The following is a 24,551-nucleotide window of genomic DNA, read 5'->3' as shown; positions in this document are numbered from 1 at the left end:
GGATGAATTAATCGTTGTTCAGCTTAGGGATCCTCGTTGGTGTATCTGTACCTTTGATGATGCTGATGGCACTCTTTGCAATACCTTTAATGGTCGACAGGATGTTGTCAGTATCGAGCGTTACGTATTCATCTTTAACGGTATGGTAAAACTTGTCGCTGTCGATCTGGTCTGTGCTGATGGTATGCGCGGGCACACCCAGTGCCGCCAGGGTAGCGTTGTCACTCCTGTAAAAGAGATTTTGCTGCGGGTAGGGGTCCGGATGAAAAGTAAACGCTGTGCCGGCGAGGTTTTTCTGAAGGATCGTGCCGAAGTCTGACTTGTCGAAGCCGGTGATGAAGGCAGTATTTTTCCCGAATTTACTGTCCTTGCCGATCATCTCGATATTGAACATCGCCACTACATCATCGGGGTTTAGCTTTTCGGAGAAGTGTCTGGCGCCAAAGCCACCAATTTCCTCAGCTGTGAAAGCCACAAAGATTAGGGTACGTTCGTTGTTGTTTAGCTTTTTATAATATTTGGCCAGGGCAATCATGGCAGTAGTTCCGGAGGCGTCATCGTCGGCACCATTGGCGATGCTGTCTTGTCCATCGGCTTTCATGATGCCCAGATGGTCATAATGACCGGAGAAGATCACCAGCTCTTTTGCTTTCGATTTACCGGGAATCATTCCTGCTACGTTAAACAGCGGCATTTTTTCGACGTTATTGTTCAGCTCCACCTGGAAGTTTTTCAGTCCGGTTTGCGCGGTCAGCACAAATACGGTCGCCGCGCTTTCTGTGCTGATTTCCTTTTCATCAATGACGCTGCCGCCAGCCACATAAGCCTGGATGCGCTTGAAGTCGGATGCAAAAGCGGGGTCAACAAGTACAATCTGTTGCTGTGCATCTTTAGTGAGGGCACGGAACTGCTGCATGAAGGGCTTGCTGGCATCCATCTGTACGATTTTTCCTTTTTCCTGGTTGAAAGAAAGCTTAGCGGAGGTATTGCCGAATACAAAGATGTCGGTAGCTGCAATGTCCTTTCCATCAAGAGAAAGGACGGCACTTTGCGGTTTTATCTGATATTTATAGAAGGTCTGTCGGTATGTTTTTCCTTCCAGTGGCTGGAGGCCAATACTTTTAAATTCCTTTTCAATGAATGTTGCCGCTTTGTCTATGCCCGGAGAGAAGGTAGCCCGGCCCTGCATGTCATCACTGCTCAGTGTTTTGATGAGGCGGTCCACATAATCTTTGGTAATGATCTTATCAATATCCTGTGCCCAGCTTTGCTGTGCAATGAACAGGGCAAGTAAAGTGTAAATGGCTTTTTTCATTCTTTTTATGGTTTAGGTTGTTGTTATTTGTCTGTTTGAGGAGCGGCATCCATCCATGAACAGATTTTTAATCCTGGTATATTTGCTGCTGTAGTTTTCGTTTTCGGCGGTCGATTTCTGTCGACACCCGGGTTTCGTGAACACCGTCTACTACTTCGATCTCATAGTCTTTTTCTTTATTGGATTCGTGGACCTGGCTGGTTTCCAGATTCTCGACAGAGCGGTCGTAAGGGCCGATTCCGCTCATGAGTTTTACAAATACCGGAAGGCATTCGAAGAAGATGAAAAGGAGTCCGATAAATGTGACAGCGATGGCTGTATTGGTATCACGGGTACCATCTGTGTTGAAGCTCAGCTGCCCCAGCGCCCAGTTCCTGTCGGCAAAACCGGCGATGCTGGTGAGGCTGTCGAGTTGTTTTCCGGTATAGAGCTTCTCGCTCATCAGTCCGTCAAACTGCTTGCGGCCGTCAACAAACTTCTCCATCGCCCTGATATCTGCTGTCAGCGTGTCCAGGTTTTGTTCTCTTTGTTTCAGTTCAGCCTCTTTTCTTTTCGCATAGGGGCCATAACCCATCACCCCAGAGGTCTCCGTGGTCTTGTTGCCGAAGATTTCGAAGTTCAGTTTCTGGCGGTCCAGCTTGATGGTGCTGGCAAGGGAGTCGCGTTCTGCTTTGGCGGCATTCAGCTTGTCGAGTTCAATCTTGTATTTATTGCCAAAGGCGGCATTGAGGGTGTCGATTTTGGAGCGTTGGTTGTTCAGGTAGCTTACCTTCAGGCGTTCTTTGATCTCCTTGTCGAAGATCTTCAGCTCCAGCGGCCTGGAGATGACCATACCGATCATGATGGCCAGCAAAATCCTGGGCGTAGCCTGCAGGATCTGTTTATTTGTGCTGCTGCTTTTGTTGATACTGGAAACGATGTACCGGTCCATGTTGAAGATGGCCAGTCCCCAGATCAGTCCGAAGAACAAGGCGAAGAAAACCGCGGAGACGTCACCTTTAAAAACGAAGTACATAGCATAACCTCCAGAGAGGGCGGCGAACAATCCGGTAAAGAAAATGGTGGCGCCAATGCCGATATATTTATTGTGTTCGGTAGGATGTTTCTCCAGCGTGGAGAGGTGTGCTCCTGAGCAAAACCAGAAGAAGCGGGATATGGAGTTCATGATGAAATAAATGCCAAAGTTAGTAAAGAATACTATTTAAACGCGCGGGGAATTAAGTTGTTACAGCGATATGATTGAAATAATTTAGGCTTTGCTTATCTTTGAAAAAAGCTTAATAATATGATAAAGGAAATCACTGTCCAGGAACTGAAAGAAAAGATGGACAATAAGGAAGAATTTCAACTGATTGATGTTCGGGAGACTTTCGAATATGAGACTTCTAATCTGAATGGAGAGAACATCCCTTTGGGCGGCGTTTTGATTGAGGCAGATAGAATTTCTCAGGATATCCCTGTAATTGTACAATGCAGAAGTGGCAAGAGAAGTGCGGCAGCAATTATGCAGCTGGAGTCGGCCCTGGGTTATACCAATCTGTACAACCTTAAAGGCGGAATTCTGGCATGGCAGGAAGCTTTTGATCCTAATATGCCTGTTTACTAGTATGGGAAAGAAAATCGCATTAAATGTGTTCTATAACCTGGGTCTGATCCTCTCCGTATTCGGGATCTTCTGGGGATATGAGAACAAACAATACCTGGTGGTGCTGCTGTTTGTACTTACGGCCGCATTTTTCTTTTATGTGAAGATGCAGTTGGTGAAAGACCTGCGCAAAACACTAAAGAAGAAACAGGACAGTTAAACGCATTACTGTTAAAGCGCGGTAAACAGATCCTGAGGAATACCCTCGAGCCCTATTCCGGGCAGGTCTTTCAACTGATATTTCCCCGCAAGGAATTGCGGGGAATCAAAAGGATTGTTGCTGCTGAGAAATGGACCATCCAGATCTGCCCAGTTGCACAGCGGCGCAAGGGCTGCACTTGCAAGTGTCGCACAGGAGCTTTCGCTCATGCAGCCAATGAGGACCTTCATCCCCAGGGACCGTGCCTTTTCAATCATCTGGTGCCCTTCATACATTCCCGTACTTTTCATAAGTTTGATGTTGATGCCATGATAGGCCCCTTTCAGGCGCTCAATATCGGCTAGCCGTTGCACAGCTTCATCTGCAAGGATAGGAATAGGGCTGCGTTGTGTGAGCCAGGCATTACCTTCCAGATTATGTTTATCCATGGGCTGCTCGATGAGCACTACCCCCTGGTCATGCAGCCAGTACACCAGGTCGACAGCCATCTTCCGGTCTGTCCAGCCCTGGTTGGCATCTACATAAAGCGGTACATTGCTGACGCTCCTGATGGTCCTGATGATGTCCTTGTCATTGGCCGTCCCCAGTTTTACCTTGAGCACTTTAAAGTCTTTTGCAGCCAGGGCTTTCTCACGCATCACCTCCTGCGTATCGATACCGATAGTATAGGAGCTTACCGGCATTTTTGCCGGTTCGGCACCATAAAGCTCATAACATGGTTTATTTGCAATCTTCCCGCTGAGGTCATTCAAGGCAATGTCTATCGCCGCCTTTACCGCTGCATTTCCAGTGTCGATTGCATCCAGATAACTGATCACCTCTTCAAAAATAAAAGGATAGGAGAACCTGTTCCAGTCCACCTTTTTCAGGAATTCCATTGCCGTAGCATGGCTTTCGCCGAGGTAGGGCACCATAGAGGCTTCTCCGTATCCATCGATCCCCTCGTAGCTCAGCTTCAGCAGCAACAAAGGTGTGCTGGTACGTGAAAATCCACTGATGGTAAAGGGGTGTCTGAGCTGGAGCTGATACGCGCAATAGGCTGCCTTCATGGGTATGGGTGCTTGGAAATGGTAATATAAAAGTTAAAAAATGAGCGTCAAAGCGAATGTAAAAATAATATACTTAATATTGTGCCTTGTATGAATAGCACAATATATCAACCTTTTAAAAACTTCGATTTCAAGTATAAAAACTGTTTCCTGAGTGGTGATACCTTCAGTACTCCCGTTGTGGACATCAGTGTCCTGCCGGAGTGGCTGCTGGAGATGGCCAACTTCAGTGGGGCAGAGCAGATTAAACTGTTGGATGAGAGTGTGCGTGCTTACAATACGCTGAGGGTACCCTGCAACACTGAGGTGCTGGAGCATTTCCTGCAGCCTTTGGAGGAGCAGATTGCCACAGCTTTTGAGCAGGGGTATGCGGGTGTCTCGCAACTGGAGGAGGAGACCCTTTTCAAATGGATTGGTAAATTTATGTACAGCCTGTTGTATATTGAGATGAATGCGGCGGTAAGGTTGCAACAGATCAGTGCCGACGGAGTAAACATGTCGCAGGGACTGATGCATAAGTTCGGAAATTTGCATACGATGATCCAGAGCATCTACCTGAATGTGGTATATGAAGATTTCAGTCCCTGGTCAATTGTGGTTGTGCCTTTGGAAGATCATGATACCCCTTTCAGCTTCAGGGATGAGATCAATACCATCACCTTCTCCATGAAACTTAAGGATTTCGGGATCATTGCCTGTCTGCAGGACAATGGCACCAATAGAAGGTTCCATGAGGAACTGCTGGGTCAGATCAAGGGACAGCCTTTGTCAGCACCACAGTTTGAGGAGCTGTGTGCAAGGTTTTATTACTCTGCGTACCTATTCAACAGGTTGCCTGAATATGCCATCATGCCCGTAGAGGGTTCTATCTTTATTGACGCCATGCCTCTGCGGGGAACATTGAACAAACCTTTGTTTGACCATTGGCAGCATAAAACGTATGCCCAGGTATTACAGGATTTCTGGAAACCATGGGGACATACGTTATTTGAGATCATTAAAGATCCTACCAATCCGATCAGCTATTTTGAGCCGGCATCGCTGCCTGCGACCAGCTAAGACATTGACTTCATGCATTAGGATCTAAGCTACCCCGATTGGTTAAGCGGTCAGGCGGGCAATAAAGTTTGGAATGATTCCCGGCACCAGCAATACGGTAATGATCAAGCCTGACAGTGCACCAAATAAGTGGGCGTCATGGTTGATGTGGTCTTTTGCATTGCGCGACATCTGCCAGCAATAAGCCAGATAGAGGATACCGAACAACCATGCCCAGATGGGAATTGGCAGAGGGAAGATGATCATTTTTGACATCGGGTCGAATAAGATGAAGCTGAAGATCACCGCACTGATGGCACCTGATGCCCCAAGGCTGTTGTACCACATATCGTCTTTATGCTTGATGACAGAAGGGATGTCGCTTAAGATGAGGCTGACAAAATAAAGTAAACCAAACTGCCAGGAGCCCATCAGGCTTTCCAGCCTGAAGGCAAAAAAGTAAAAACTCATCATGTTAAATATCAGGTGCATCCAGTCGGCATGAATCAGTCCGCTGGTGATCAGCGTATAAACTTTATGTTTCCTGGATACACTATAGGGGTGGAGCATGAACTTTCCAAACAGGCTATTGTCGTTAAAGGCATATAGACTGGTGACGATGGTGAATACAAAAATGAGTGACGCGACGGGCGTGTTGATGAGGAATTCCATTTATTTAATGCTTAAAGGGGTGTTATTGATTAACCGGGCTATAGGATAACGCAGGTGTGTAGATTCATAGTATTCGGAGTTCTTATAGACAAAGTCGAGCTGTGCAGAACCATCTTTTGCAAAATCAGCGTTGCCGGCTTTTTTCTGCTCCAGCTTTTCGCGTAAAGCAGGGTCTTTCCTGAGCAGTTCAGCCGCAGTGTCTTCAAAAACGTAGGCGGAGAAATGTTCCTTCATGCTCAGGATGGAGTCGAAAAAGTTCCAGTTGAAAAAGGAATCTGTCGCCTGCGGCTCCAGGGTTTCGATGATGTAGCGGTTAACAGTCTGGTCTACATATACGATATAATCACCTTCGTAAAAGGTGATGTTTTGTTGTTTGGACTGGAGCTGTACTGCAGAATGGAGGTAATGCCCTTCATAGGGACTTGAAGAAGTTTTAAAGTCGCCGATGTAATACATTTCTACGGGTAGCTGTGTATCTTTTGCCAGTTGCTGTACCTTCACCTTGTTTAGCTTCAGCAGCTCAACAATTCTCTCCCAGGCTTTAGGAATGATATAAGCAATGGGTTTGCTGATGGTTACTGAAGGCACAAAGTTGTTCCAGTAGTTGATGTTTTTAGTATAGGGAGCTGCTCTGTCATAATAGAGGCGTTTGAAGCCACTTACCTCACTGGTTTTTTCCTTTGCGGCATAACCCTTAAACTCCAGTGGCTCTGCCTGTTCCTTGTTGAGTTTCCATTCGATGTCAAACTCTTGCTGTGCGGCCACTTCAAGGTCTGCCTGGATTTTATTCTTTCTGATGATCGCAGCATCCCTTGAAACCAGGTCAACGTAGGTCTCCAGCAGCTTGTAGGTGGCGTCTACACGCTTGTCATATGCTTTTAGCATGTGCGTTTCCGGCATAAAACCGATGGTGTTGTGGAGGGCTGCATATCCTGTGGAATAACGTGGAGACTCAAGAAATCCTGTGATGCCGGCATCGGGGCTTTCCTCAATGGAATTAACATAGGGGATCATCTCATAACCCACTTTTTTCATGTCGGCATATAGCGAAGGAATCATTTTCCTGGTGAGGTATGCCGACAATGTCTTTTGTAGTTTATCCTTATGTGTGGGGATGAGGGTCATGGTATACTGGTAGTCGGCACCATTACTGGTGTGTGTATCCACAAATACTTCGGGCTGCCAGATGTTGAAGATCTGCTGGAAGGTCTGGGAGTTTCTGGAGTCCGTCTTGATGAAGTCCCGGTTGAGGTCATAATTTTTGCTGTTGCCACGAAATCCGTAGGCATCAGGGCCATTCTGATTGGCACGTGAGGTTCCTGTTCTGTTGAAGATGCCATCGATGTTATATACGGGGATGATACAGATCACGACATTGTCGGGGATTGCATTTTTCTTCAGAAGGTCCCTGGCGAGCATCATGCTGGCGTCAATTCCTTCAGGCTCTCCGGGGTGGATGCCATTATTTATCAGCAATACGGTTTTATGGCTGTTTCTGATTTTTAGCGGATCAAACTCCTTGTCCCGGGCCAGCACCAGCAGGTGCAGTGGTTTGCCGAAGTCTGTACTGCCATAGCTCAATAGTCTGGCCTGCGGATAAGCTGCTGCCAGCTGCTGGTAATGTGCGATGACCTCATGATAGGTGGCAGTCGTGTGGGGCTGACGTTCAAAAGGTGTCTGCTGTGCTGAAGATTCCATATTAAAGGCGAGAAAAAAGATCAGTAAAAAGGGTGTGATGTATCGGCTTTCAGTCATACGGCAGGATTAAAAGAAGGACTTTTTAGACAATCCAATCTGACCGAACTGGTAGCGAAGCCCGATGGAAAGGAAGGTGTAGATGTCCGGACTTCCGCTGCGAAACCTCCGGGAGGAGTCATCGTAGCCATCCAGCCCTTCACCAAGTATGATATTACCTTGATAATTGACGTTCAGCAAGAGGCGTGTTTGCCCATATTTATTGGGAAAGAAAAAATCTATCCCCAGGTTGATGGGGATGCGCAGGTCTTTGGACTCATCGCTGCCAGGGTAATATGCATCCGTCAGCGGGTCTCGTCGTACGATTCCTGTCATTTTATTCTGGATCAGGCCGACACCACTGCCAAGGTATAGGCCTTTAATGTTGTCAAGGAAGTTGTTGTGTTCGTAGTCGGTCAGCGCGCCGAGGGCTACCTTGCCTGTAAATGCGAAGGCTTTGAACTGGTTGATAAACTGCCGGTGATAAGGATCCGTATCTATATCTCCACCGGCAACTTCCCCCATCTGACCTTCCAGGCCCAGGCTTATGAAAGGTGTAAAATAGTAGTCGAACACCAGGTTCCCCGCAAAGGCCTTGCTGTGTTTCTCGACATCGGCATAAGAAGTTGTAATGCCGAAACCACCTCCAAAGCTCATTTTGTAGAAATTACTCTGCGCAGTAGCCGTTGTACAAAGTAGAAGTGCGAGACATGCGGTGATAATTGTTTTCAAAATATTTAGCTTTGTTTTTTTAAGACTATGCTAAAGTATCAAAATAAAAACAATTCCCTCGAAAACAGATTTGCAAAATACGTGCAGATCGATACTCAGTCGGACCCTGCTTCGCCTACAGTTCCATCCACAGAAAAACAAAAAGACCTGGGCAGGGTGCTGGTTGCAGAGCTTCTGGAAATCGGTATTGCCGATGCCCATCTGGATGAGTGGGGATATGTTTATGCCACCATCCCTTCCAACTCGGACAAGCAGGTTCCGGTCATCTGTTTCTGCTCACATATGGACACTTCACCGGATTGCAGCGGGACAAATGTAAAACCCATCATCCACAAAAACTATCAGGGTCAGGACCTGGTATTACCTGATGACCATTCTATTGTGCTGCGCATGTCAGAGCATCCTGACCTGAAGGACCAGATCGGTAATGACATCATCACCGCGAGTGGTATGACCTTGCTGGGCGCAGATAATAAATCAGGTGTTACTGAAATTATGGAAGCTGCGGTATTTTTGATGGCCAACCCGGAGTTCAAACATGGAACCATCCGGATTCTGTTTACTCCAGATGAGGAAATCGGAAGAGGTGTGGACAAGGCCGATTTGAAAAAGCTGGGTGCCGATTTCGGGTATACTGTGGATGGAGAGACGCTGGGTTCTATCGAAGATGAGACTTTCTCAGCCGATGGCGCAGTGCTGACCATCAACGGGGTAAGCACACATCCAGGCTTTGCAAAGGGAAAGATGGAAAGTGCGATTAAGATCCTTTCGGATGTGATCAGCGCCTTACCGGCAGATTGCCTTTCTCCTGAATCTACCGAAGACAAGGAAGGGTTTATCCATCCAGTGTCCATCAGCGGTAGTGTGGAGCAGGCTCAGGGGAGATTTATTTTGCGTGCCTTTGATGATGAGCAGCTGAAAGCCAATGGAGAGCTGCTGGATGCTACAGTACAGAACATCATCGAGGATTTTCCAAACTCAACCTACGAGCTCAAAATTACCGAGCAGTATAGAAATATGAAGCAGGTACTGGATCAGTATCCTCAGGTGATTGAGTACGGTGTGGAGGCGATCAGGCGCGCCGGCATTGTGCCGAAGCAGCAAAGCATCAGAGGCGGTACCGATGGTTCACGTCTGTCGTTCATGGGACTGCCTTGTCCGAACATCTTTGCCGGGGAGCATGCTTTTCATGGAAAGCAGGAATGGGCTTCTGTGCAGGACATGGAGAAGGCGGTAGAGACCATCCTGAACATTGCAGCCATCTGGGAAGAAAAGGCTTAACATCCGCGAAGAAAAAGTTCAACAAACATAAACGGTCATGTCTCCAGGGCATGACCGTTTATGTTTGTCGAGGGGTAAATTTATTTCGCTGTTAATGTCAACCGAGCCAGATACTGATCCTGGTCATCTTCAAACACCACTTCTGTGTACCAGCCCGCGGCAGAAGCGATTTCCTTCAATGTACGCTGATCTACATAGACCCATTTGAACCAGTTGCCTTTCACGCTTTTGTATTCATAACGGAAGCTGACTTCTCCATAATATCCATTTAGCGGAAAAGGTACTTCCTGATAAAGGTAGGAAAGATCAGAGCTGTCGAAGATGAGCTGCCCTCCGGGATTGAGCAGTGATTTCACATGTTGCAGAAAGGATTTGAGGCCTGGGATAGATCCGGTAAGTCCGATGCCGTTCATCATAAAGAGCAGGGTGTCGTAAGATTGTCCTTTGTAAGTAAGGATGTTTCCTTCGATGGCTTTTTTAAGTCCCCTTTGTTTCATGATGGTGACTGCCGGTGCGGAGATGTCCATGGCGGTGACATCATGTCCGCGGTGCTGGAGGATCAGCGCGTGGCTGCCCACGCCGGCACCCACATCGAGGATTTTCCCTTTGCAGAGGTCCAGTGCCCGCAGTTCCAGGTCGGGCATTTCTTTTTCATTTCTGAAGTAGATGTCTACCGGCATCTCTTCCGGTTCATCATAGGAGTTGTGCACCCACAGGGTTTCTGCGGGTGGTTTGGTATATTGATCTTTTAGCGCTTCGCCGAAAACGTCCATGGAGCAAAGATAAAAAAACCTTTAAAGCTTAAAGCTCAAATTCCTGGTGATATTCGGGGATGGCGATATGGTCAAAACCTTTGTCGCGAAGGCGCTGGGCGAAGCGTTGCTGCACGTCATATTCTCCATGTACGAGGAAGATCCTTTTAACTCTCTCCGGATCCTGACCAGAGATAAACTGGAGCAGGTCTTCATAGTCGCCATGTGCGCTCATCGACTTCAGGGAGCTGATCTTCGCGGTGACGTCGTAATCTTCCCCAAAGAGCCATACTTTTTTGTCGCCGGCCAGAAGTTTTCCAGCAAGGGTCTTTGGTTCCGCATAACCCACCATCAGAATGGTGTTTTTGGCGTTGCCGATGTTGTTGCGGATGTGGTGTTTGACACGTCCCCCTTCGGCCATTCCTGAAGAAGAGATGATGACACAGGGTCGGGGATCGCTATTCAGCGCTTTTGATTCTGCAACACTCTCAATAAATTTCAGTCCCTTGAATCCGAAGATGTCGTCGTCCTTTTTCATGATCTCCTTTACACCATTGTTGTAAACCTCAGGGTGATCACGTAGAACTTCTGTAGCCTGCAGGGCGAGGGGGCTGTCTACATAATACTGAACATCGGGAAGTATATTTCTCAATTCCATAGCATTAAGGGCAAAGAGAAGTTCCTGCGTTCTGCCGACGCTAAATGCGGGAATGATGACTTTTCCTTTTCTGAGGATACAAGTCTGATGGATGATTTCCCGCAGTGCTTCTTCGATGGGTTCAAGGTCTTTATGCAGGGAATCGCCATATGTAGATTCCATGATGATGTAATCGGCCTGTGTAAAACGTTGAGGGCTTTTCAGAAGGAGGTCTCCATATCGGCCTACATCGCCGCTGAAAGTAATTCTGGTGGTTTTGCCATCTTCTTTGATGTTCAGGTGTACTGCAGCGCTTCCTACGATATGACCTGCATCGCTGAGGTACAGGCTAACAGACGGATCAATGGTAAATTCTTCGTTGTAAGCAACAATCTTAAATTGGCTGAGTGTCTGAACCACATGCTCTTCACTGTACAGAGGAAGCTCCGGTGTCTCACCGTTTCGAAGTTTCTTGTTGGCATATTCTGCATCCTGGGTCTGGATCTTTGCAGAGTCCATCAGGAGGATCCTGGCGAGGTCCATGGTGGGGGGAGTGCAATATATGGGACCACTAAACCCTTCGGCAACGAGCCTTGGCAACAAACCGCAGTGATCAATGTGCGCATGCGACAAAATCACGTAAGTTAATTGTGAAGGATCGAAGCCGAAAGATTCGTTTAGTTGCTCAGTAACGTCGCCCATTCCCTGGAACAGCCCACAGTCTAATAATATTTGGGTATTGTTTTTTAGTGTAATCAGGTGTTTGCTACCTGTAACGGCACGTGCCGCTCCATGAAATGTGACTTTCATTCAGTGGCTTATGCTTTTACTTTTGATACTGTATCTTTTACCTGATCAGTAAGACCAGCAAGTTTATCTTTTGTGCTGTCCAGCAGGTCGCAGAACCAGTCTGATACTTTGTCTTTCACATCACCTGATTTGTCTGATGATAATATCAATGCTACGGCCGCGCCAAGTGCTGCTCCTGCCAATACTCCGGCGATGATTTTCGTTTCCTTTTTCATAATGTTATAACGTTTTAAGGTGATGAAGCGCTGCTTCGTTTTTGTATTGTTGTTGTGAAGTAAAGATAACAAAGAAGGTGCCGAATGGTTTGTTTAGGCGCAGAAGTTGCGGGGTTTTTCTTATCATTACGAAAGTATGTTAAAGAAACTTTCTTATCTGAACCTGGGAATGGCCGTTGCCTACTATGTTATGTTCCTGACCAACGGGAGCGTGTATGTAGTGGCCTGGATCCTATCTGTGGCATTGCTGAATGGCCTTGTCCTGAGAAGTCTTCAGGAGGAGTTGCCTTTTAACTGGATACATTATCTGCTATGCATCGTTAATTTGTGTTTTGTTGGTTTTCTAAGCATTGGGCTGGTGCATATCGTAAAGTCATCGATTACCTACGACTATTTTGGTAACAGCTGGTTTTATATTTTACTGACATCGGTATTCATTCTGAGTATTGTGGTCCATTTCATTTTAATTTTTTTGAACTGGCGGCATTGATCTGGCGTTGGATTTATTTTAAATGAGTCCTATACACGGGCTATATGAGGGCTAGGTCCGGCGGGGTTCTGGAGACGGGTTGAAGAGGGGTTGGTAAGGTAAAATGGCCTTTTAACCTTGCCAACCCCTTGTCAACTCCTTGTTAACCCCTTGTCAACCTTAGCCCTCATATAGCCCGTGTATAGGGCCTGGTTAGCGCGTCATACGCCTGCTTTATTCCTGAAATCAGTTTACGGTGAAGGTGGCATCACTTTTATGATATTAAATATTATTTGCTCAACTGTTTGGCATTTAAATATTTCTGTCTATCTTTGCAGTCCCTAAATTTAAGGGTGAATAAATAATTGTTTAACAAATTAAATACAAGCAAGTGAATACGTTAAGTTACAAAACTGTCTCTGCCAATGCAAAAACTGTTAACAAACAGTGGGTTGTTGTTGATGCACAAGGCGAGATTTTGGGGCGCTTGTCATCGAAGATCGCAATGATCATCCGTGGTAAAAACAAGCCTGAGTACACCCCACACGTAGACTGCGGTGATAATGTGATCGTTATCAATGCAGACAAGGTTAAGTTGACCGGAAATAAGTTTAGCGATAAACGTTATATTTCTTACACTGGTTATCCAGGTGGTCAGCGTTTCATTTCTCCTAAAGAGTTAATGGCGAAACATCCTAAGCGTGTTATCGAGAAAGCGGTACGTGGTATGTTACCTAAAACAAAACTTGGTGCTAAATTATACACCAACCTTTTTGTTTATGCAGGAGCAGAGCATCCACATGCAGCACAATCACCAAAAACCATTACACTTTAATTAAAGGAAGAAAGAAATGTCAGTTACTAACACTTCAGGAAGAAGAAAAACTGCTGTTGCACGTATCTATTTAAAAGAAGGCAACGGCACCATTACCGTAAACGGTAAAGACCATAAAGTATATTTTCCAACATTGCCTTTACAATACATCGTTAACCAATCATTCGAAGTTTCAGAATTGGTAGGTCAGTATGATGTGAATGTAAATGTTGCTGGTGGTGGTATCAAAGGTCAGGCGGAAGCAGTTCGTTTAGCTATCGCTAAAGCTATTGTGGAATTGGATGCTGAGAAAAAACCAGCATTGCGCGCTAAAGGGTTAATGACCCGTGATATGCGTATGGTTGAACGTAAGAAACCAGGACGTAAGAAAGCACGTAAGAAATTCCAATTCAGTAAACGTTAATCTAAGGAGACAAACACAATGGCAAGAACTACATATCAAGACTTATTGGATGCAGGTGTACACTTCGGTCACCTTACCCGTAAATGGAACCCAAAAATGGCGCCTTACATTTTCATGGAGCGCAATGGTATCCACATTATAGATTTAAATAAAACTTTAACTAAAACTGAAGAAGCTGCTTCAGCAATCAAACAGATTGTAAAATCAGGTCGTAAGATCTTATTTGTAGCGACTAAGAAACAAGCTAAAGAAATCGTTGCTGATCAAGCAAAAAAAGTAAACATGCCTTTCGTAACTGAGCGTTGGTTAGGTGGTATGTTGACTAACTTTGCTACTGTTCGCAAGTCAATCAAAAAGATGTCTAACATCGATAAAATGACTAAAGACGGTACTTATTCAATTCTTTCAAAGAAAGAGCGTTTGATGATCCAACGTGAGCGTATCAAATTGGAAAGCTTATTAGGTGGTATTGCGGATCTTAACCGTTTGCCAGCTGCTATCTTTTTAATTGACGTTAAAAAAGAGCACATCGCTGTTAGCGAAGCGTTGAAATTGAACATTCCAACATTTGCAATGGTTGATACTAACTCTGATCCTTCGAACATCGATTTCCCGATCCCTGCGAATGATGATGCTACTAAATCTATCTCCCTGATCACTGATGTCATCATCAAAGCGATCGAAGAAGGTTTAGATGAGCGTAAACGTGAGAAAGACGAAGAAACTGAAAAAGAAGCTGTAGCTGCTAAAGCTGCTGCTGATGCTCCTGAAGCTGCTGCTCCTGGTGCAAGAAGGAAAAAAGTAAGCGCTGATGCCTCTGAAGAAGAAGGTACTAGCGAAGAAGCCTAAATAATTTAATATGGGTTGTGCGTTGTACGTTGGAGGTTTTGCTTGCAACAAACACTGCACAACCCATAATCTTTTAATAAAAACTTAAAAAGAAACAGAATGTCTACAGTACAAATTTCTGCAGCAGACGTAAACAAATTACGCCAACAAACCGGTGCCGGTATGATGGATTGCAAAAAAGCATTAATCGAAACTAACGGTGATTTCGAAGCAGCGGTTGATTATCTACGTAAAAAAGGTGCTAAAGTAGCAGCTTCACGTCAGGACCGTGACTCTAACGAAGGTGTGGTAATCGCGAAAGCAACAGCAGACGGTAAACGTGGTGTTGTGGTTGAGTTGAACTGCGAAACTGACTTCGTAGCTAAAAACGCTGATTTCGTTGCTTTGGCTAACAAATTCACTGACCTTGCTATTGAGCAGAACCCAGCTTCTCTGGAAGCACTTCTTGCTTTGGAAATCGATGGTCAGAAAGTTTCTGACATCATCATCGAAAACACTGGTAAAATCGGCGAGAAAATCGGTATCTCTAAATTCGAAACTGTTGCAGGTGAGAAAGTTGTTCCTTACATCCACGGTAATTACCGTTTAGGTGTACTGGTTGCTTTAAACCAGGATGTTGCTGGTGTTGAAGAAGCTGGTAAAGACATCGCAATGCAGATTGCTGCGATGAACCCTGTTGCTTTGGATAAAGGTGATGTTGACGCAACTACTATCGAGCGTGAAACAGAAATCGCTAAAGAGCAAATCCGTGCAGAAGGTAAACCTGAAGAAATGGTAGAAAAAATTGCTGCTGGTAAATTGAATAAATTCTACAAAGACAGCACTTTGTTGAACCAGGAGTTCGTTAAAGATTCTTCTAAAGACGTTCGTAAATTCTTAAATGATACAGCTAACGGTTTAACTGTTACTGCATTCAAACGTATTCAATTGGGCGCTTAATTCCTGATAAAATACTTTAAAAAGAGGTCCTGTGGTTTTCCGCGGGACCTCTTTTGTTATATTTGGAAAATTTCATCCCATAGATCTCCTATTATGATTGCCATTACCAACGGTCAGTTTTTCTACTCCGGTCAGCTCGTTACCAATCAATACATCCTAATCGAAGACGGCCGGATCAGCCGGATTGCTGAAGGGCCTCTGCCCGATGGCTGTCAGGTCATCGACGTGCAGGGTGATCTCATTACGCCTGGGTTCGTTGACTTGCAGATTTATGGCAGCGGCGGAGATCTTTTCTCTGCTTATCCTACCGCAGAGACCCTAAAGCAAATGGAGGCTGACCTGCGCAGCAAGGGGACTACCGGTTTCCTGGCTACAGTAGCGACCAATACCTGGGAGATTGTTTACCAGGCCATCGATGCTGCGAAGGCTTATGGTGCGCGGCAAAGCGGATTTATGGGCCTGCACCTCGAAGGCCCATACCTCAACCCTAAGCGGAGAGGTGCACACCCCGAAGCACTGATGTGCAAGGCTACACTGGAGGAAGTAAAGGGACTGCTCGATTATGCGGAAGGAACGATAAAGATGATGACCATTGCTGATGAGCTGCAGGATGAGGAAGTGATCCTTTTTCTGAAGCAAAAAGGAATCATCTTGTCCTTAGGACACAGTGACTGTGATTTTGAACAGGCTACGGCTGCTTTTGACAAGGGCTTCAGTACGACAACGCATTTATTCAACGCGATGCCTTCCATTCATCACCGTGCACCAAACCTCCCGGTAGCAGTATTCAGTCACCCGACAGCGATGGCAAGTATTATTGCAGATGGTGTACACGTGGATTTTGAAGTGATCAGGATGACTTCAAAAGTTATGGGTGACCGCTTGTTCCTGATTACGGATGCGGTAACGCCCTGTAACATTGGTCCTTATCAGCATGAATTGAGGGGCGACAGGTTTGTGACTCCTGAGGGGACACTTTCAGGTTCCAACATCACCATGCTGCAAGCCCTCGGCAATTGTATCAACCACTGTGATATTCCCCTGGAGACCGCCCTGCGTATGGCTACGGCAAATCCGGCGAAAGTAATGGGGCCTTCTGCAGAATTTGGCACATTAAGTGTTGGTAACCACGCTGATCTGTTGTGCTTATCACCCAGTCTGGGGTTAAACAAAGTTTTTGTCAGCGGAGTTGAACATTTGAGTCCTATAAATTAAAACAAATAGTTATTTTTGAAGTCATGAAGTATAAACGGATCCTGCTGAAATTAAGTGGTGAATCGCTGATGGGCGAGAAGCAATATGGTATTGATAATGAGCGTGTAAGACAGTACGCTGAAGACATAAAAGCGGTACATGACGAAGGTCTGGAGATTGCAATTGTGATTGGAGGAGGTAACATTTTTAGAGGTTTAAGCGCAGAAAAATCAGGCATGGACCGTGCACAGGCAGATTACATGGGGATGCTGGCAACAGTGATCAACAGTATGGCTTTGCAGGATGCATTGGAAAAAGTAGGTTTAAAAACACGTTTGCTGACTGCCATTAAGATGGAGCAGATCTGTGAGCCTTTCATCCGCAGAAGAGCAGTACGTCACCTGGAGAAAGGCCGTGTAGTGATTTTTGGTGCAGGTACTGGAAATCCTTATTTTACGACCGACTCTGCGGCTGCCCTGCGTGCCATCGAGATTAAGGCAGATGTGGTGTTGAAAGGTACACGTGTAGACGGCATTTATACTGCCGATCCGGAGAAGGATCCGACTGCAACGAAATACAGCGAGATCTCTTTCAAAGAAGTATATGCAAAGGGGCTGAATGTAATGGACATGACTGCGTTCACACTTTGCGAGGAAAATGAACTGCCAATCATCGTGTTTGACATGAACAAAACGGGGAACTTCATGAAAATTGCGAAGGGTGAAGAAATTGGTACCCTGGTTAAAAACTGATTCTAATAAATTTTATATTTTTGGTTAAATTATACACAAAATGAATGACCTCATAAAGAAACAATTACAGGATGCTCAGGCCAGCATGGACAAGGCGATTGACCATTGTGAATCTGAATTGACAAAAATCCGTGCAGGAAAAGCTTCTGCCGGAATGTTGGATGGCATCTTTGTAGATTATTATGGAAGCTCCACAGGCCTGTCGCAGGTAGCCAGTATCAATACTCCTGATGCGCGCACATTGCTTGTTCAGCCATGGGAAAAAAATATGCTGGTACCGATCGAGCGTGCAATTATGGAAGCGAATATCGGTATCAATCCACAAAATGATGGTGTGGTGATCCGCTTAGTGGTTCCGCCACTTACCGAGGAGCGTCGACGTGACCTGGTGAAGAAGGTGAAAGAAGAAGCGGAACGTGGAAAGATCACGGTGCGCAACATCCGTAAAGATGCAAACGAGAAAATCAAAAAGCTGAAAGGCGAAAGTGTTTCTGATGATGAGATTAAGACTGGTGAGGCTGAAGTACAGAAGATCACTGATGCCTATATCATCAAGGTGGATAAACATGCGGAAGCAAAAGAAAAAGACATCATGACGGTATAACCGTATTATAATTTACTTGTAATTTAAAGGGAATGAGCATCAGGCGTCATTCCCTTTCTTTATTTTTGGGCAGATTTATTCAAATGGGACTATTATTACAGTATTTACAACGACATAAATGGGTGGTTGCCCTGGCCTTGCTGCTGGCGGCAATCAACATCGGATTTTCATTATTGGATCCTTATATTACAGGAAGGATTCTTGATGAGTTCATCAATAAAAAGGATGTGCTGAACAAAAGCCAGTTTATTTGGGGGGTGCTCGGACTGGTAGGGCTCAGTGTCGGGGCGGCCATGGTATCCAGGATTGCGAAGAATTTTCAGGATTATTTTACCAGCATTATTGTGCAGAAAGTAGGAGCGAAGATGTATGCAGATGGTCTGAAACATTCCCTGGAGCTGCCATATCAGGTGTTCGAAGATCAGCGGAGCGGCGAGACATTGGGAATCCTTCAGAAAGTAAGACTGGATTCGGAGAAATTCATTACTTCTTTTATCAGCATTCTGTTTGTCAGCCTGATCGGGATGGTATTTGTCATCGTTTATTCTGTGACGGTTAGTTATAAGGTGACGTTGATTTATTTTTCTGCAATTCCAATCATCAGTTTCCTGAGCTGGTTTCTCAGCAGGAAAATCAAAACGATCCAGAAGACCATCGTTGCAGAAACCACTTCCCTTGCGGGATCGACAACGGAGTCGCTGCGTAACATTGAGCTGGTGAAGAGTCTGGGCCTTGCAAACCAGGAAATAGAACGGCTGAACAAAACTACCTATAAGATTCTCGGACTGGAGTTGAGGAAGGTGAAGTATGTGCGTAGCATGAGCTTCGTGCAGGGCACAACCGTTAACTTTGTACGCAGTACAATGGTGGTGGTTTTGCTGATTCTTATCTTCGAGAACACGATCTCTGCAGGACAATATTTTTCTTTCCTTTTTTATTCCTTCTTTCTCTTCGGTCCGCTGCAGGAGCTGGGCAATGTGATCCTTTCTTGGCGTGAGGCTGAGGTTTCCCTGGGTAATTTCAAGCGTATCCTCAATATGCCGGTGGACCAGAAGCCGCTTAACCCAGTGAAGCTGGAGAAAATTACTACATTGGAATTTAAGGATGTTAATTTTAAACACCTGACCGGTAAGAGCAATGCGCTGAATGCAATCAATTTCAGCACTAACAACGGTGAGACCATTGCTTTTGTAGGGCCATCGGGTTCCGGAAAGACCACACTTGTAAAACTCTTGGTTGGTCTTTATCAGCCGGTAGAAGGCGATGTTTATTATAACAGTTCATCCAGTAAGGACATTGACCTGGACCTGCTAAGGGAGAAAATTGGATTTGTAACTCAGGATACACAATTGTTTGCAGGTACGATCAGGGAAAACCTTCAGTTTGTGCGCCCGGATGCCACGGATGAGGAATGTTTGCGTGTGATGCGTCAGGCAGCCTGTCATACCTTGCTGGCCAGGGCTGAGCAGGGACTGGATACGGTGATCGGTGAAGGCGGCGTAAAGGTATCCGGAGGTGAGAAACAACGGTTGTCAATTGCAAGGGCTTTATTGCGTCGACCGGACATCCTGGTCTTTGATGAGGCTACTTCTTCACTCGATTCACTGACAGAAGAAGAGATTACAGCGACGATCAGGGACATTTCGATACAGACCAGTCACATTACCATTTTAATTGCACACAGGCTTTCTACGATCCGCCACGCGGACCGCATTTACGTATTGGAGAAAGGTCGCATCATTGAGCAGGGCAAACATGAAGAACTGCTGAAAGAAAACGGGCTCTACTATGCGATGTGGAGACAGCAGGTTGGAGAGCGGAAGGAAGATTAGGTCTTCATGTCATTGATCTCCTGCAGGCTGAGTCTGGTCATACTTTTGGTCTTGAAATAGGTTATTCCTGCCACGAGTATGGTCATTCCGCCACCGAAAACAACGGCGGGTACGGTACGCATCAGCTTTGCGGTGAGCCCTGATTCAAAAGCGCCGATTTCATTGGAGGAGCCAACGAACATGCTGTTGACGGCAGATACCCTGCCGCGCATTTCGTCCGGCGTCAGCAGCTGCATAATCGTGGAGCGAATGATGACGCTGACACTATCAAATGCGCCTTCCATGAAGAGAAATACCAAGGTGAGGTAAAAGCTTTTGGACAGTCCGTAACAGATAATGCTGGTACCAAAACCTGTGACCGCAATCAGGAGGTTACGCCATGGCTTGTTCATGGGAGAGAAGCGTGTCATGGCGAGCATGGTGATGACCGCTCCGCTGGAGGCTGCGGCACGCATGAATCCCAGTCCCTCGGAACCCACCTTGAGGATGTCGTTGGCAAACACAGGGAGCAGCGCTACCGCACCGCCGAAAAACACCGAGAACAAGTCCAGGCTCATTGCGCCAAGCATCATTTTATTTTTGAAGACAAACTTTACACCTACAGTAAGGGCATCAATGATGTTTTCCTTAGGAATAAAGGTAGCCGGGTGTTTTTTCAGAAGGAAAATGCAGACAAGAGCGATGCTGATGAACAGCAGGATGACCGCATAGGTAACGGTGATTCCAAAAAAGCCATAAATGAGGCCGCCAATGGCGGGTCCGGCGATAGATGCTGCCTGCCAGCTGGAGCTGTTCCAGGTGCTGGAATTCGGGTAAAGGTGTTTCGGGATGATCTGCGCCATCAGGGAAAAGGTTGCCGGTCCGAAGAATCCCCTGGCGATGCCGATGCCGAAAACCATCGTATACATGATGGGCACAATAAAACTTACAGGCACGTAGGCATGCATTTGTTTCGTGGTGACGATCAGCATGATTAGGGAGCATAGGAAGACGCCGCTGAAGATGTTGATGAGCAGGCCCCTTTTTTCTGATTTATCGGCTACGTATCCACCATATAAGGCAATGCTGATGGCTGGAATGGCTTCACAAAGTCCGACGAGGCCGAGGGCAAGCGGATCCTTGGTCAGGTGATAGATGTGAAAGCCGATGATGACGGCCTGCATCTGATAAGCAAAAGTGAAGAAGAAACGCATGCCCAGATAGGAGCGGAACTCTTTGTAACGGAGTGCGGCGTAAGGATCAGGTTTGGTGATGATGCTCTGGTTTTCCAAAGGAGAATTTTTTAACGCAAATGTATGCCCGGAGGCATACATCTGTGTTAAAATGTGTTACATGATTTTGTCATAAAATGACAGGTAGGCTTCGCGCATGTCCGGGGCCTGGTTGATGGCTGAAGATGCGGCGATGCCAAAGATTCCAGTGTCGAGCAATTCTGCTATATCGGCTGCCGTAACACCGCCTACGGCCAACACAGGAAGTCCGATGTTCAGGTCGTTAAGACTGACAATGGCCTTGCGGTAGCCATCAATACCAAGGTGAGGCATGGAATTGGGCTTGGTATCGGTATGGGAGAAGGGGCCGAACCCGGCATAATCCACTCCCTCAGTAGCGAGCCGCTGCAATCCTTCGACCGTATTTGAGGAACCACCGATGGTAATGGCCTCGCCCAACTGCTCGCGGATCCTGACGAAATCAGCATCCATATCTTCGATGTGGAATCCCTGAATGTCGGCTTTGCCGTTCAGATGGATATGGTCTGTGACGATCAGGGTTGCACCCCAGTCGTCGCAGATTTCGGCAATTACATGAATGTCTTTGAGTAGTTCTTCGTCATTTTTCGTTAAACAGCGGTATTGTACCCATTTCGCACCTGCCTCACAGGCGATGCGTGCCTGGTCAATGTGACTGAGCTGAGGGATGTCGTGTGTAATAAAATGGAGTCTTTCGATGAACTTTTTCATAATGGATTAGAATTTCAGATTCAGCGAAAGTAGAAAATTAGTTCCTGCCTGCGCAAAATAAAAATTTTCAGTGGTGGTCACGCCTTGCGACAATGAGCTGTAGGTATAACCGTTACTTTCGTACTTTTCGTTGAGCAGGTTATTGACCAGGAGCCCGATGTTCACATTTTTAAGGCCTTTCATCTGGAAATCATAACCGAGTCTGGCATTTTGTATCCAGTAGGCATCCAGCATCCTGGCAGCATTCTGCGTATTGTCCATATATTGTTTGCTGACATATTTGCTCTGGATGGCTGCTGCAAATCCCTTCAGCGGTTTGTAGACCAGTTCTCCGAAAAGGACAGCAGCGGGAGAAAAGGAGATGTCCGGGTTCGCATAAGTAGTTGGAACTACCCCAATTTCATTGAAATCTGCATCGTATTCAGTGATGTAGTCGATGTAATTTTTGATCTTGTTCCTGCTCAGGGCAGCATTGGCATTGATGCCGAACTTGCTGTTGATGACGTATGCAGCGTCCAGCTCCACACCGATGCGGTAGCTCTTGTCTACATTCTGGCGGTAGGCATCGGAGTATTCGTTGATCTCTCCGGTGAAGATCAGCTGGTCTTTGTAGAACATACCATATACATTGAGGCCGGCATCAAGGCGGTTGTTTTTGAAGCGGTACCCAGCTTCCACATTGTTCAGGTGCTCGGCCTTGGGTACGGCCAGTCCAGCTTTCAGGTTGGTGAAGTCGTCCCTGTTAGGTTCCTTATTGGCCACGCTGAAGGAACCGTAGATATTGCTTTGTTCGTTAAGCGTATAGGTAGCGCCGATCTTTGGGTTGAAAAAATCATACTGATTATCGAAGTCCAGGCTGCTCAGGTTTTTGTCAGTACCCGTAATGGCGTAACTGACAGACCTGTACTGGAGGTCGGCAAAGAGGTTCAGGTTCTCCAGGGGAGCATAATTGACCTTTCCGAAGATGTTGAAGTCGTCCTTATTGCCTTTACCGTCGTAATAGTGTCGGTCGGCCGTTCCGGTGGAAGCATATTCTGCCCAGATGACCTGGCCATAATGTTTACCCCTGTATTGATTGTAGGCACCTCCCAATGTAAAGCTGAGGTTCGATTGCGCCTGGTAGTTGAATGCATAAGTCAGTCCGTAAAAGTCATTGTTCAGCCAGCGGCGTCTGACGAGGTCGGTCTGGTCGATGGTCGTTCCGTTTAATTCTACGTCTGGCAGTCCATATTTGCTGAAGGAAGCGTCGTTCTTGAACTCTTCGAAGTATCCTTTGCCGTCAGTATAGTGCAGGGCACCATTAAAGGAGAATTTCTCATTAAACTGTCTGGCGTATATAGCCTGATAGTGATTTTGCCAATAGTTGTCGGTCTGGTCTTTATAGGTAAAGGAATTGTAGGTTCTGCTGCCGGAGTTGAGCAGATTTGCCGCATCCTGATCGGCGCGGTCATCGTAGAAATTTCTGCCGATGAAGGCTTCCATGCCTGCGAGGTCTCCATTGAGCCTGGATTCCGGAATCCCGTTCCATGCCTGGTAAGTTTTTTCTGTTCCTGCGAATACATTGACGCGGAGCAGGTCTTTCTTGCCATAGTAGGCACCGGAAAGGAAGTAAGACTTTAGGTCTGATGCAGCGCGGTCGATGAAGCCGTCGGACTTGATCCTCGAAAGGCGGCCGTCGAAGCTCCATTTGTTATCAATCATACCTGTACCTAGCTTCACTGTATTTTTAAGGGTATTAAATGAGCCATAGGTATTGTTCAGCTCCCCGTATGGCTGATCTGCAGCACTGGCGGTCTGGATGTTCAGACTTCCACCAAATGCACCCGCCCCGTTCGTAGAGGTTCCTACACCGCGCTGGATCTGGATGTTGTCTGTCGACGAGGCAAAATCGGGCATGTTTACCCAAAAGGTACCCTGGCTTTCACTATCGTTGTAAGGAATGCCATTGACCGTTACGTTGACCCTGCTGGCGTCGCTGCCCCTGATCCTGATGCCGGTATAACCTACTCCTGCTCCTGCATCAGAGGTCACGACCACTCCTGGCGTGTTGTTGAGGATGAAAGGCAGGTCTTGTCCGAAGTTGTTCGCTTCAATGTCGGCCTTGCTGATGTTTTTATAAGTGGTAGCTGATTTTTCAGTGGCGCGTGTGGCCCTGACAATCACCTCTTCGGCGATGAGTGTAGCCGGTGTGAGGATGACGTTGAGTGTTTGATCGGCATTGATGCTGACGTTTTTCTCGATGGTCCTGTATCCTATAAAGCTGATGGACAGGGTGTAGTTGCCGGCAGGAAGGTTGCTGATGCTGTATTTTCCCTGTGCGTCGGTCGTGGCTCCTGCAGTTTTGTTTTTAATCCTGACGGAAGCTCCCGGAAGTGCCTGATTTGATTTTTCGGTAATTGTTCCTGAGATGCTGAACTGGGCCCATGTAAATGCGGGGAACAACAGTACAGCGACTGTGATGATCAGTAATTTTTTCAATGTTTCTTTTTTAGTTAAACCACTGCAAGTAAGGGGTACTTACAGCCCAGTTAAACTCCATAACTCCAATCCCTACGCCGGCATTATCCGGATCAGGTGCATGAGATCCGCCGTTGTGGCCGTTGATCTCAATGGGTATGCTCTCAGCCTGTTTTTGTGTTTCTTACAAAACAAGGCACCCCTTTTTGATGGGGC

Annotated in this window: 25 protein-coding genes and 1 riboswitch; of the genes, 13 read left to right on the top strand and 12 right to left on the bottom strand. The window is 46.4% G+C overall.

The genetic code is table 11. The annotated features are described in order from the left end of the window. Positions 1–7 precede the first annotated feature (7 nt). Together PBAL39_RS08055 and PBAL39_RS08050 are read right to left on the bottom strand one after the other, a co-directional pair. Entirely contained in the window at positions 8–1,315 is a 1,308-nt protein-coding gene (locus PBAL39_RS08055; RefSeq protein WP_008240196.1) for a M20/M25/M40 family metallo-hydrolase, read from the bottom strand. Between the two features lie 67 nt (positions 1,316–1,382). After that, a complete protein-coding gene (locus PBAL39_RS08050) occupies positions 1,383–2,480 on the bottom strand; it encodes a DUF4407 domain-containing protein (protein WP_008240195.1) in 1,098 nt (365 codons plus the stop codon). A gap of 123 nt (positions 2,481–2,603) precedes the next feature. Here PBAL39_RS08050 and PBAL39_RS08045 point away from each other — a divergent pair, with 123 nt between their 5' ends. Further along, positions 2,604–2,921: a rhodanese-like domain-containing protein gene (locus tag PBAL39_RS08045; protein WP_039866294.1), complete on the top strand. Its 318-nt coding sequence runs from the start codon at positions 2,604–2,606 to the stop codon at positions 2,919–2,921. A gap of 1 nt (position 2,922) precedes the next feature. Then, positions 2,923–3,120, top strand: a complete 198-nt coding sequence (locus PBAL39_RS08040) for a DUF6358 family protein (protein WP_008240193.1) — start codon at positions 2,923–2,925, stop codon at positions 3,118–3,120. 11 nt (positions 3,121–3,131) lie between these two features. Here PBAL39_RS08040 and PBAL39_RS08035 read toward each other — a convergent pair whose 3' ends face one another. Further along, positions 3,132–4,169 (bottom strand): dipeptide epimerase, encoded by a 1,038-nt coding sequence (locus PBAL39_RS08035; RefSeq protein ID WP_008240192.1) that lies wholly within the window; start codon positions 4,167–4,169, stop codon positions 3,132–3,134. A 90-nt stretch (positions 4,170–4,259) separates the two neighbouring features. On the opposite strand from PBAL39_RS08035, the gene PBAL39_RS08030 reads away from it, so the two are divergent. Beyond that, on the top strand, positions 4,260–5,228 hold the full coding sequence (locus PBAL39_RS08030) for a hypothetical protein (protein WP_008240186.1): 969 nt from the start codon (positions 4,260–4,262) through the stop codon (positions 5,226–5,228). A gap of 42 nt (positions 5,229–5,270) precedes the next feature. Here the strand turns inward: PBAL39_RS08030 and PBAL39_RS08025 are convergent, their stop codons facing one another. Genes PBAL39_RS08025 through PBAL39_RS08015 form a run of 3 tightly spaced genes read right to left on the bottom strand, consistent with a single transcriptional unit; the run spans position 5,271 to position 8,345 of the window. Continuing rightward, the gene (locus tag PBAL39_RS08025; protein WP_008240185.1) at positions 5,271–5,879 is read right to left on the bottom strand and encodes a rhomboid family intramembrane serine protease; all 609 of its coding nucleotides are present in this window, start codon (positions 5,877–5,879) and stop codon (positions 5,271–5,273) included. Continuing rightward, positions 5,880–7,634: a M14 family metallopeptidase gene (locus PBAL39_RS08020; protein ID WP_008240184.1), complete on the bottom strand. Its 1,755-nt coding sequence runs from the start codon at positions 7,632–7,634 to the stop codon at positions 5,880–5,882. 9 nt (positions 7,635–7,643) lie between these two features. Beyond that, the gene (locus PBAL39_RS08015) at positions 7,644–8,345 is read right to left on the bottom strand and encodes an outer membrane beta-barrel protein (RefSeq protein WP_039866243.1); all 702 of its coding nucleotides are present in this window, start codon (positions 8,343–8,345) and stop codon (positions 7,644–7,646) included. Positions 8,346–8,372: 27 nt separating this feature from the next. Here PBAL39_RS08015 and pepT point away from each other — a divergent pair, with 27 nt between their 5' ends. Further along, on the top strand, positions 8,373–9,626 hold the full coding sequence (gene pepT, locus PBAL39_RS08010; RefSeq protein WP_008240182.1) for a peptidase T: 1,254 nt from the start codon (positions 8,373–8,375) through the stop codon (positions 9,624–9,626). 80 nt (positions 9,627–9,706) lie between these two features. Here the strand turns inward: pepT and PBAL39_RS08005 are convergent, their stop codons facing one another. The 3 genes from PBAL39_RS08005 to PBAL39_RS07995 are packed head-to-tail and all read right to left on the bottom strand — an operon-like array spanning position 9,707 to position 12,040. Further along, positions 9,707–10,399, bottom strand: coding sequence for a bifunctional 2-polyprenyl-6-hydroxyphenol methylase/3-demethylubiquinol 3-O-methyltransferase UbiG (locus PBAL39_RS08005; protein ID WP_008240181.1), 693 nt, complete (start codon positions 10,397–10,399; stop codon positions 9,707–9,709). 28 nt (positions 10,400–10,427) lie between these two features. Next, positions 10,428–11,825, bottom strand: a complete 1,398-nt coding sequence (locus PBAL39_RS08000) for an MBL fold metallo-hydrolase RNA specificity domain-containing protein (protein ID WP_039866242.1) — start codon at positions 11,823–11,825, stop codon at positions 10,428–10,430. An 8-nt stretch (positions 11,826–11,833) separates the two neighbouring features. Further along, positions 11,834–12,040: a YtxH domain-containing protein gene (locus PBAL39_RS07995; protein ID WP_039866293.1), complete on the bottom strand. Its 207-nt coding sequence runs from the start codon at positions 12,038–12,040 to the stop codon at positions 11,834–11,836. Positions 12,041–12,176: 136 nt separating this feature from the next. Between PBAL39_RS07995 and PBAL39_RS07990 the strand changes: the two genes are divergently transcribed. The 9 genes from PBAL39_RS07990 to PBAL39_RS07950 all read left to right on the top strand — a co-directional run bounded on the left by PBAL39_RS07990 (position 12,177) and on the right by PBAL39_RS07950 (position 19,917). After that, positions 12,177–12,530 carry a hypothetical protein gene (locus tag PBAL39_RS07990; RefSeq protein ID WP_008240175.1) on the top strand — a complete coding sequence of 118 codons (354 nt, stop codon included), beginning with the start codon at positions 12,177–12,179 and terminating at the stop codon, positions 12,528–12,530. Between the two features lie 370 nt (positions 12,531–12,900). Next, positions 12,901–13,344 carry a 50S ribosomal protein L13 gene (gene rplM / locus PBAL39_RS07985; protein WP_008240173.1) on the top strand — a complete coding sequence of 148 codons (444 nt, stop codon included), beginning with the start codon at positions 12,901–12,903 and terminating at the stop codon, positions 13,342–13,344. A 16-nt stretch (positions 13,345–13,360) separates the two neighbouring features. After that, a complete protein-coding gene (rpsI, locus tag PBAL39_RS07980; protein ID WP_008240172.1) occupies positions 13,361–13,747 on the top strand; it encodes a 30S ribosomal protein S9 in 387 nt (128 codons plus the stop codon). Positions 13,748–13,765: 18 nt separating this feature from the next. Continuing rightward, positions 13,766–14,596, top strand: coding sequence for a 30S ribosomal protein S2 (gene rpsB / locus PBAL39_RS07975; protein WP_008240171.1), 831 nt, complete (start codon positions 13,766–13,768; stop codon positions 14,594–14,596). A 99-nt stretch (positions 14,597–14,695) separates the two neighbouring features. After that, positions 14,696–15,535 carry a translation elongation factor Ts gene (gene tsf, locus PBAL39_RS07970; protein WP_008240170.1) on the top strand — a complete coding sequence of 280 codons (840 nt, stop codon included), beginning with the start codon at positions 14,696–14,698 and terminating at the stop codon, positions 15,533–15,535. 93 nt (positions 15,536–15,628) lie between these two features. Beyond that, positions 15,629–16,750, top strand: coding sequence for an N-acetylglucosamine-6-phosphate deacetylase (gene nagA, locus PBAL39_RS07965; protein WP_008240169.1), 1,122 nt, complete (start codon positions 15,629–15,631; stop codon positions 16,748–16,750). 23 nt (positions 16,751–16,773) lie between these two features. Further along, the gene (gene pyrH, locus PBAL39_RS07960) at positions 16,774–17,481 is read left to right on the top strand and encodes a UMP kinase (protein WP_008240168.1); all 708 of its coding nucleotides are present in this window, start codon (positions 16,774–16,776) and stop codon (positions 17,479–17,481) included. A 40-nt stretch (positions 17,482–17,521) separates the two neighbouring features. After that, entirely contained in the window at positions 17,522–18,085 is a 564-nt protein-coding gene (gene frr, locus PBAL39_RS07955; RefSeq protein ID WP_008240167.1) for a ribosome recycling factor, read from the top strand. A gap of 83 nt (positions 18,086–18,168) precedes the next feature. Then, on the top strand, positions 18,169–19,917 hold the full coding sequence (locus PBAL39_RS07950) for an ABC transporter ATP-binding protein (RefSeq protein ID WP_039866291.1): 1,749 nt from the start codon (positions 18,169–18,171) through the stop codon (positions 19,915–19,917). On the opposite strand, the gene PBAL39_RS07945 is transcribed toward PBAL39_RS07950, so the two are convergent. The 3 genes from PBAL39_RS07945 to PBAL39_RS07935 are packed head-to-tail and all read right to left on the bottom strand — an operon-like array spanning position 19,914 to position 24,356. Further along, the gene (locus PBAL39_RS07945; RefSeq protein ID WP_008240165.1) at positions 19,914–21,230 is read right to left on the bottom strand and encodes an MFS transporter; all 1,317 of its coding nucleotides are present in this window, start codon (positions 21,228–21,230) and stop codon (positions 19,914–19,916) included. The genes PBAL39_RS07950 and PBAL39_RS07945 overlap by 4 nt on opposite strands. Before the next feature lie 15 nt (positions 21,231–21,245). Further along, positions 21,246–21,878, bottom strand: a complete 633-nt coding sequence (locus PBAL39_RS07940) for a thiamine phosphate synthase (protein ID WP_008240163.1) — start codon at positions 21,876–21,878, stop codon at positions 21,246–21,248. Positions 21,879–21,884: 6 nt separating this feature from the next. Next, entirely contained in the window at positions 21,885–24,356 is a 2,472-nt protein-coding gene (locus tag PBAL39_RS07935; RefSeq protein ID WP_008240157.1) for a TonB-dependent receptor, read from the bottom strand. A gap of 52 nt (positions 24,357–24,408) precedes the next feature. Next, positions 24,409–24,550, bottom strand: a riboswitch (TPP riboswitch). Position 24,551 lies beyond the last annotated feature (1 nt).

Source organism: Pedobacter sp. BAL39, assembly GCF_000170795.1.
GTDB lineage: Bacteria > Bacteroidota > Bacteroidia > Sphingobacteriales > Sphingobacteriaceae > Pedobacter.
Note: the sequence above shows the minus strand (reverse complement) of the source record. Positions and strands in the feature narration are given on the sequence as shown.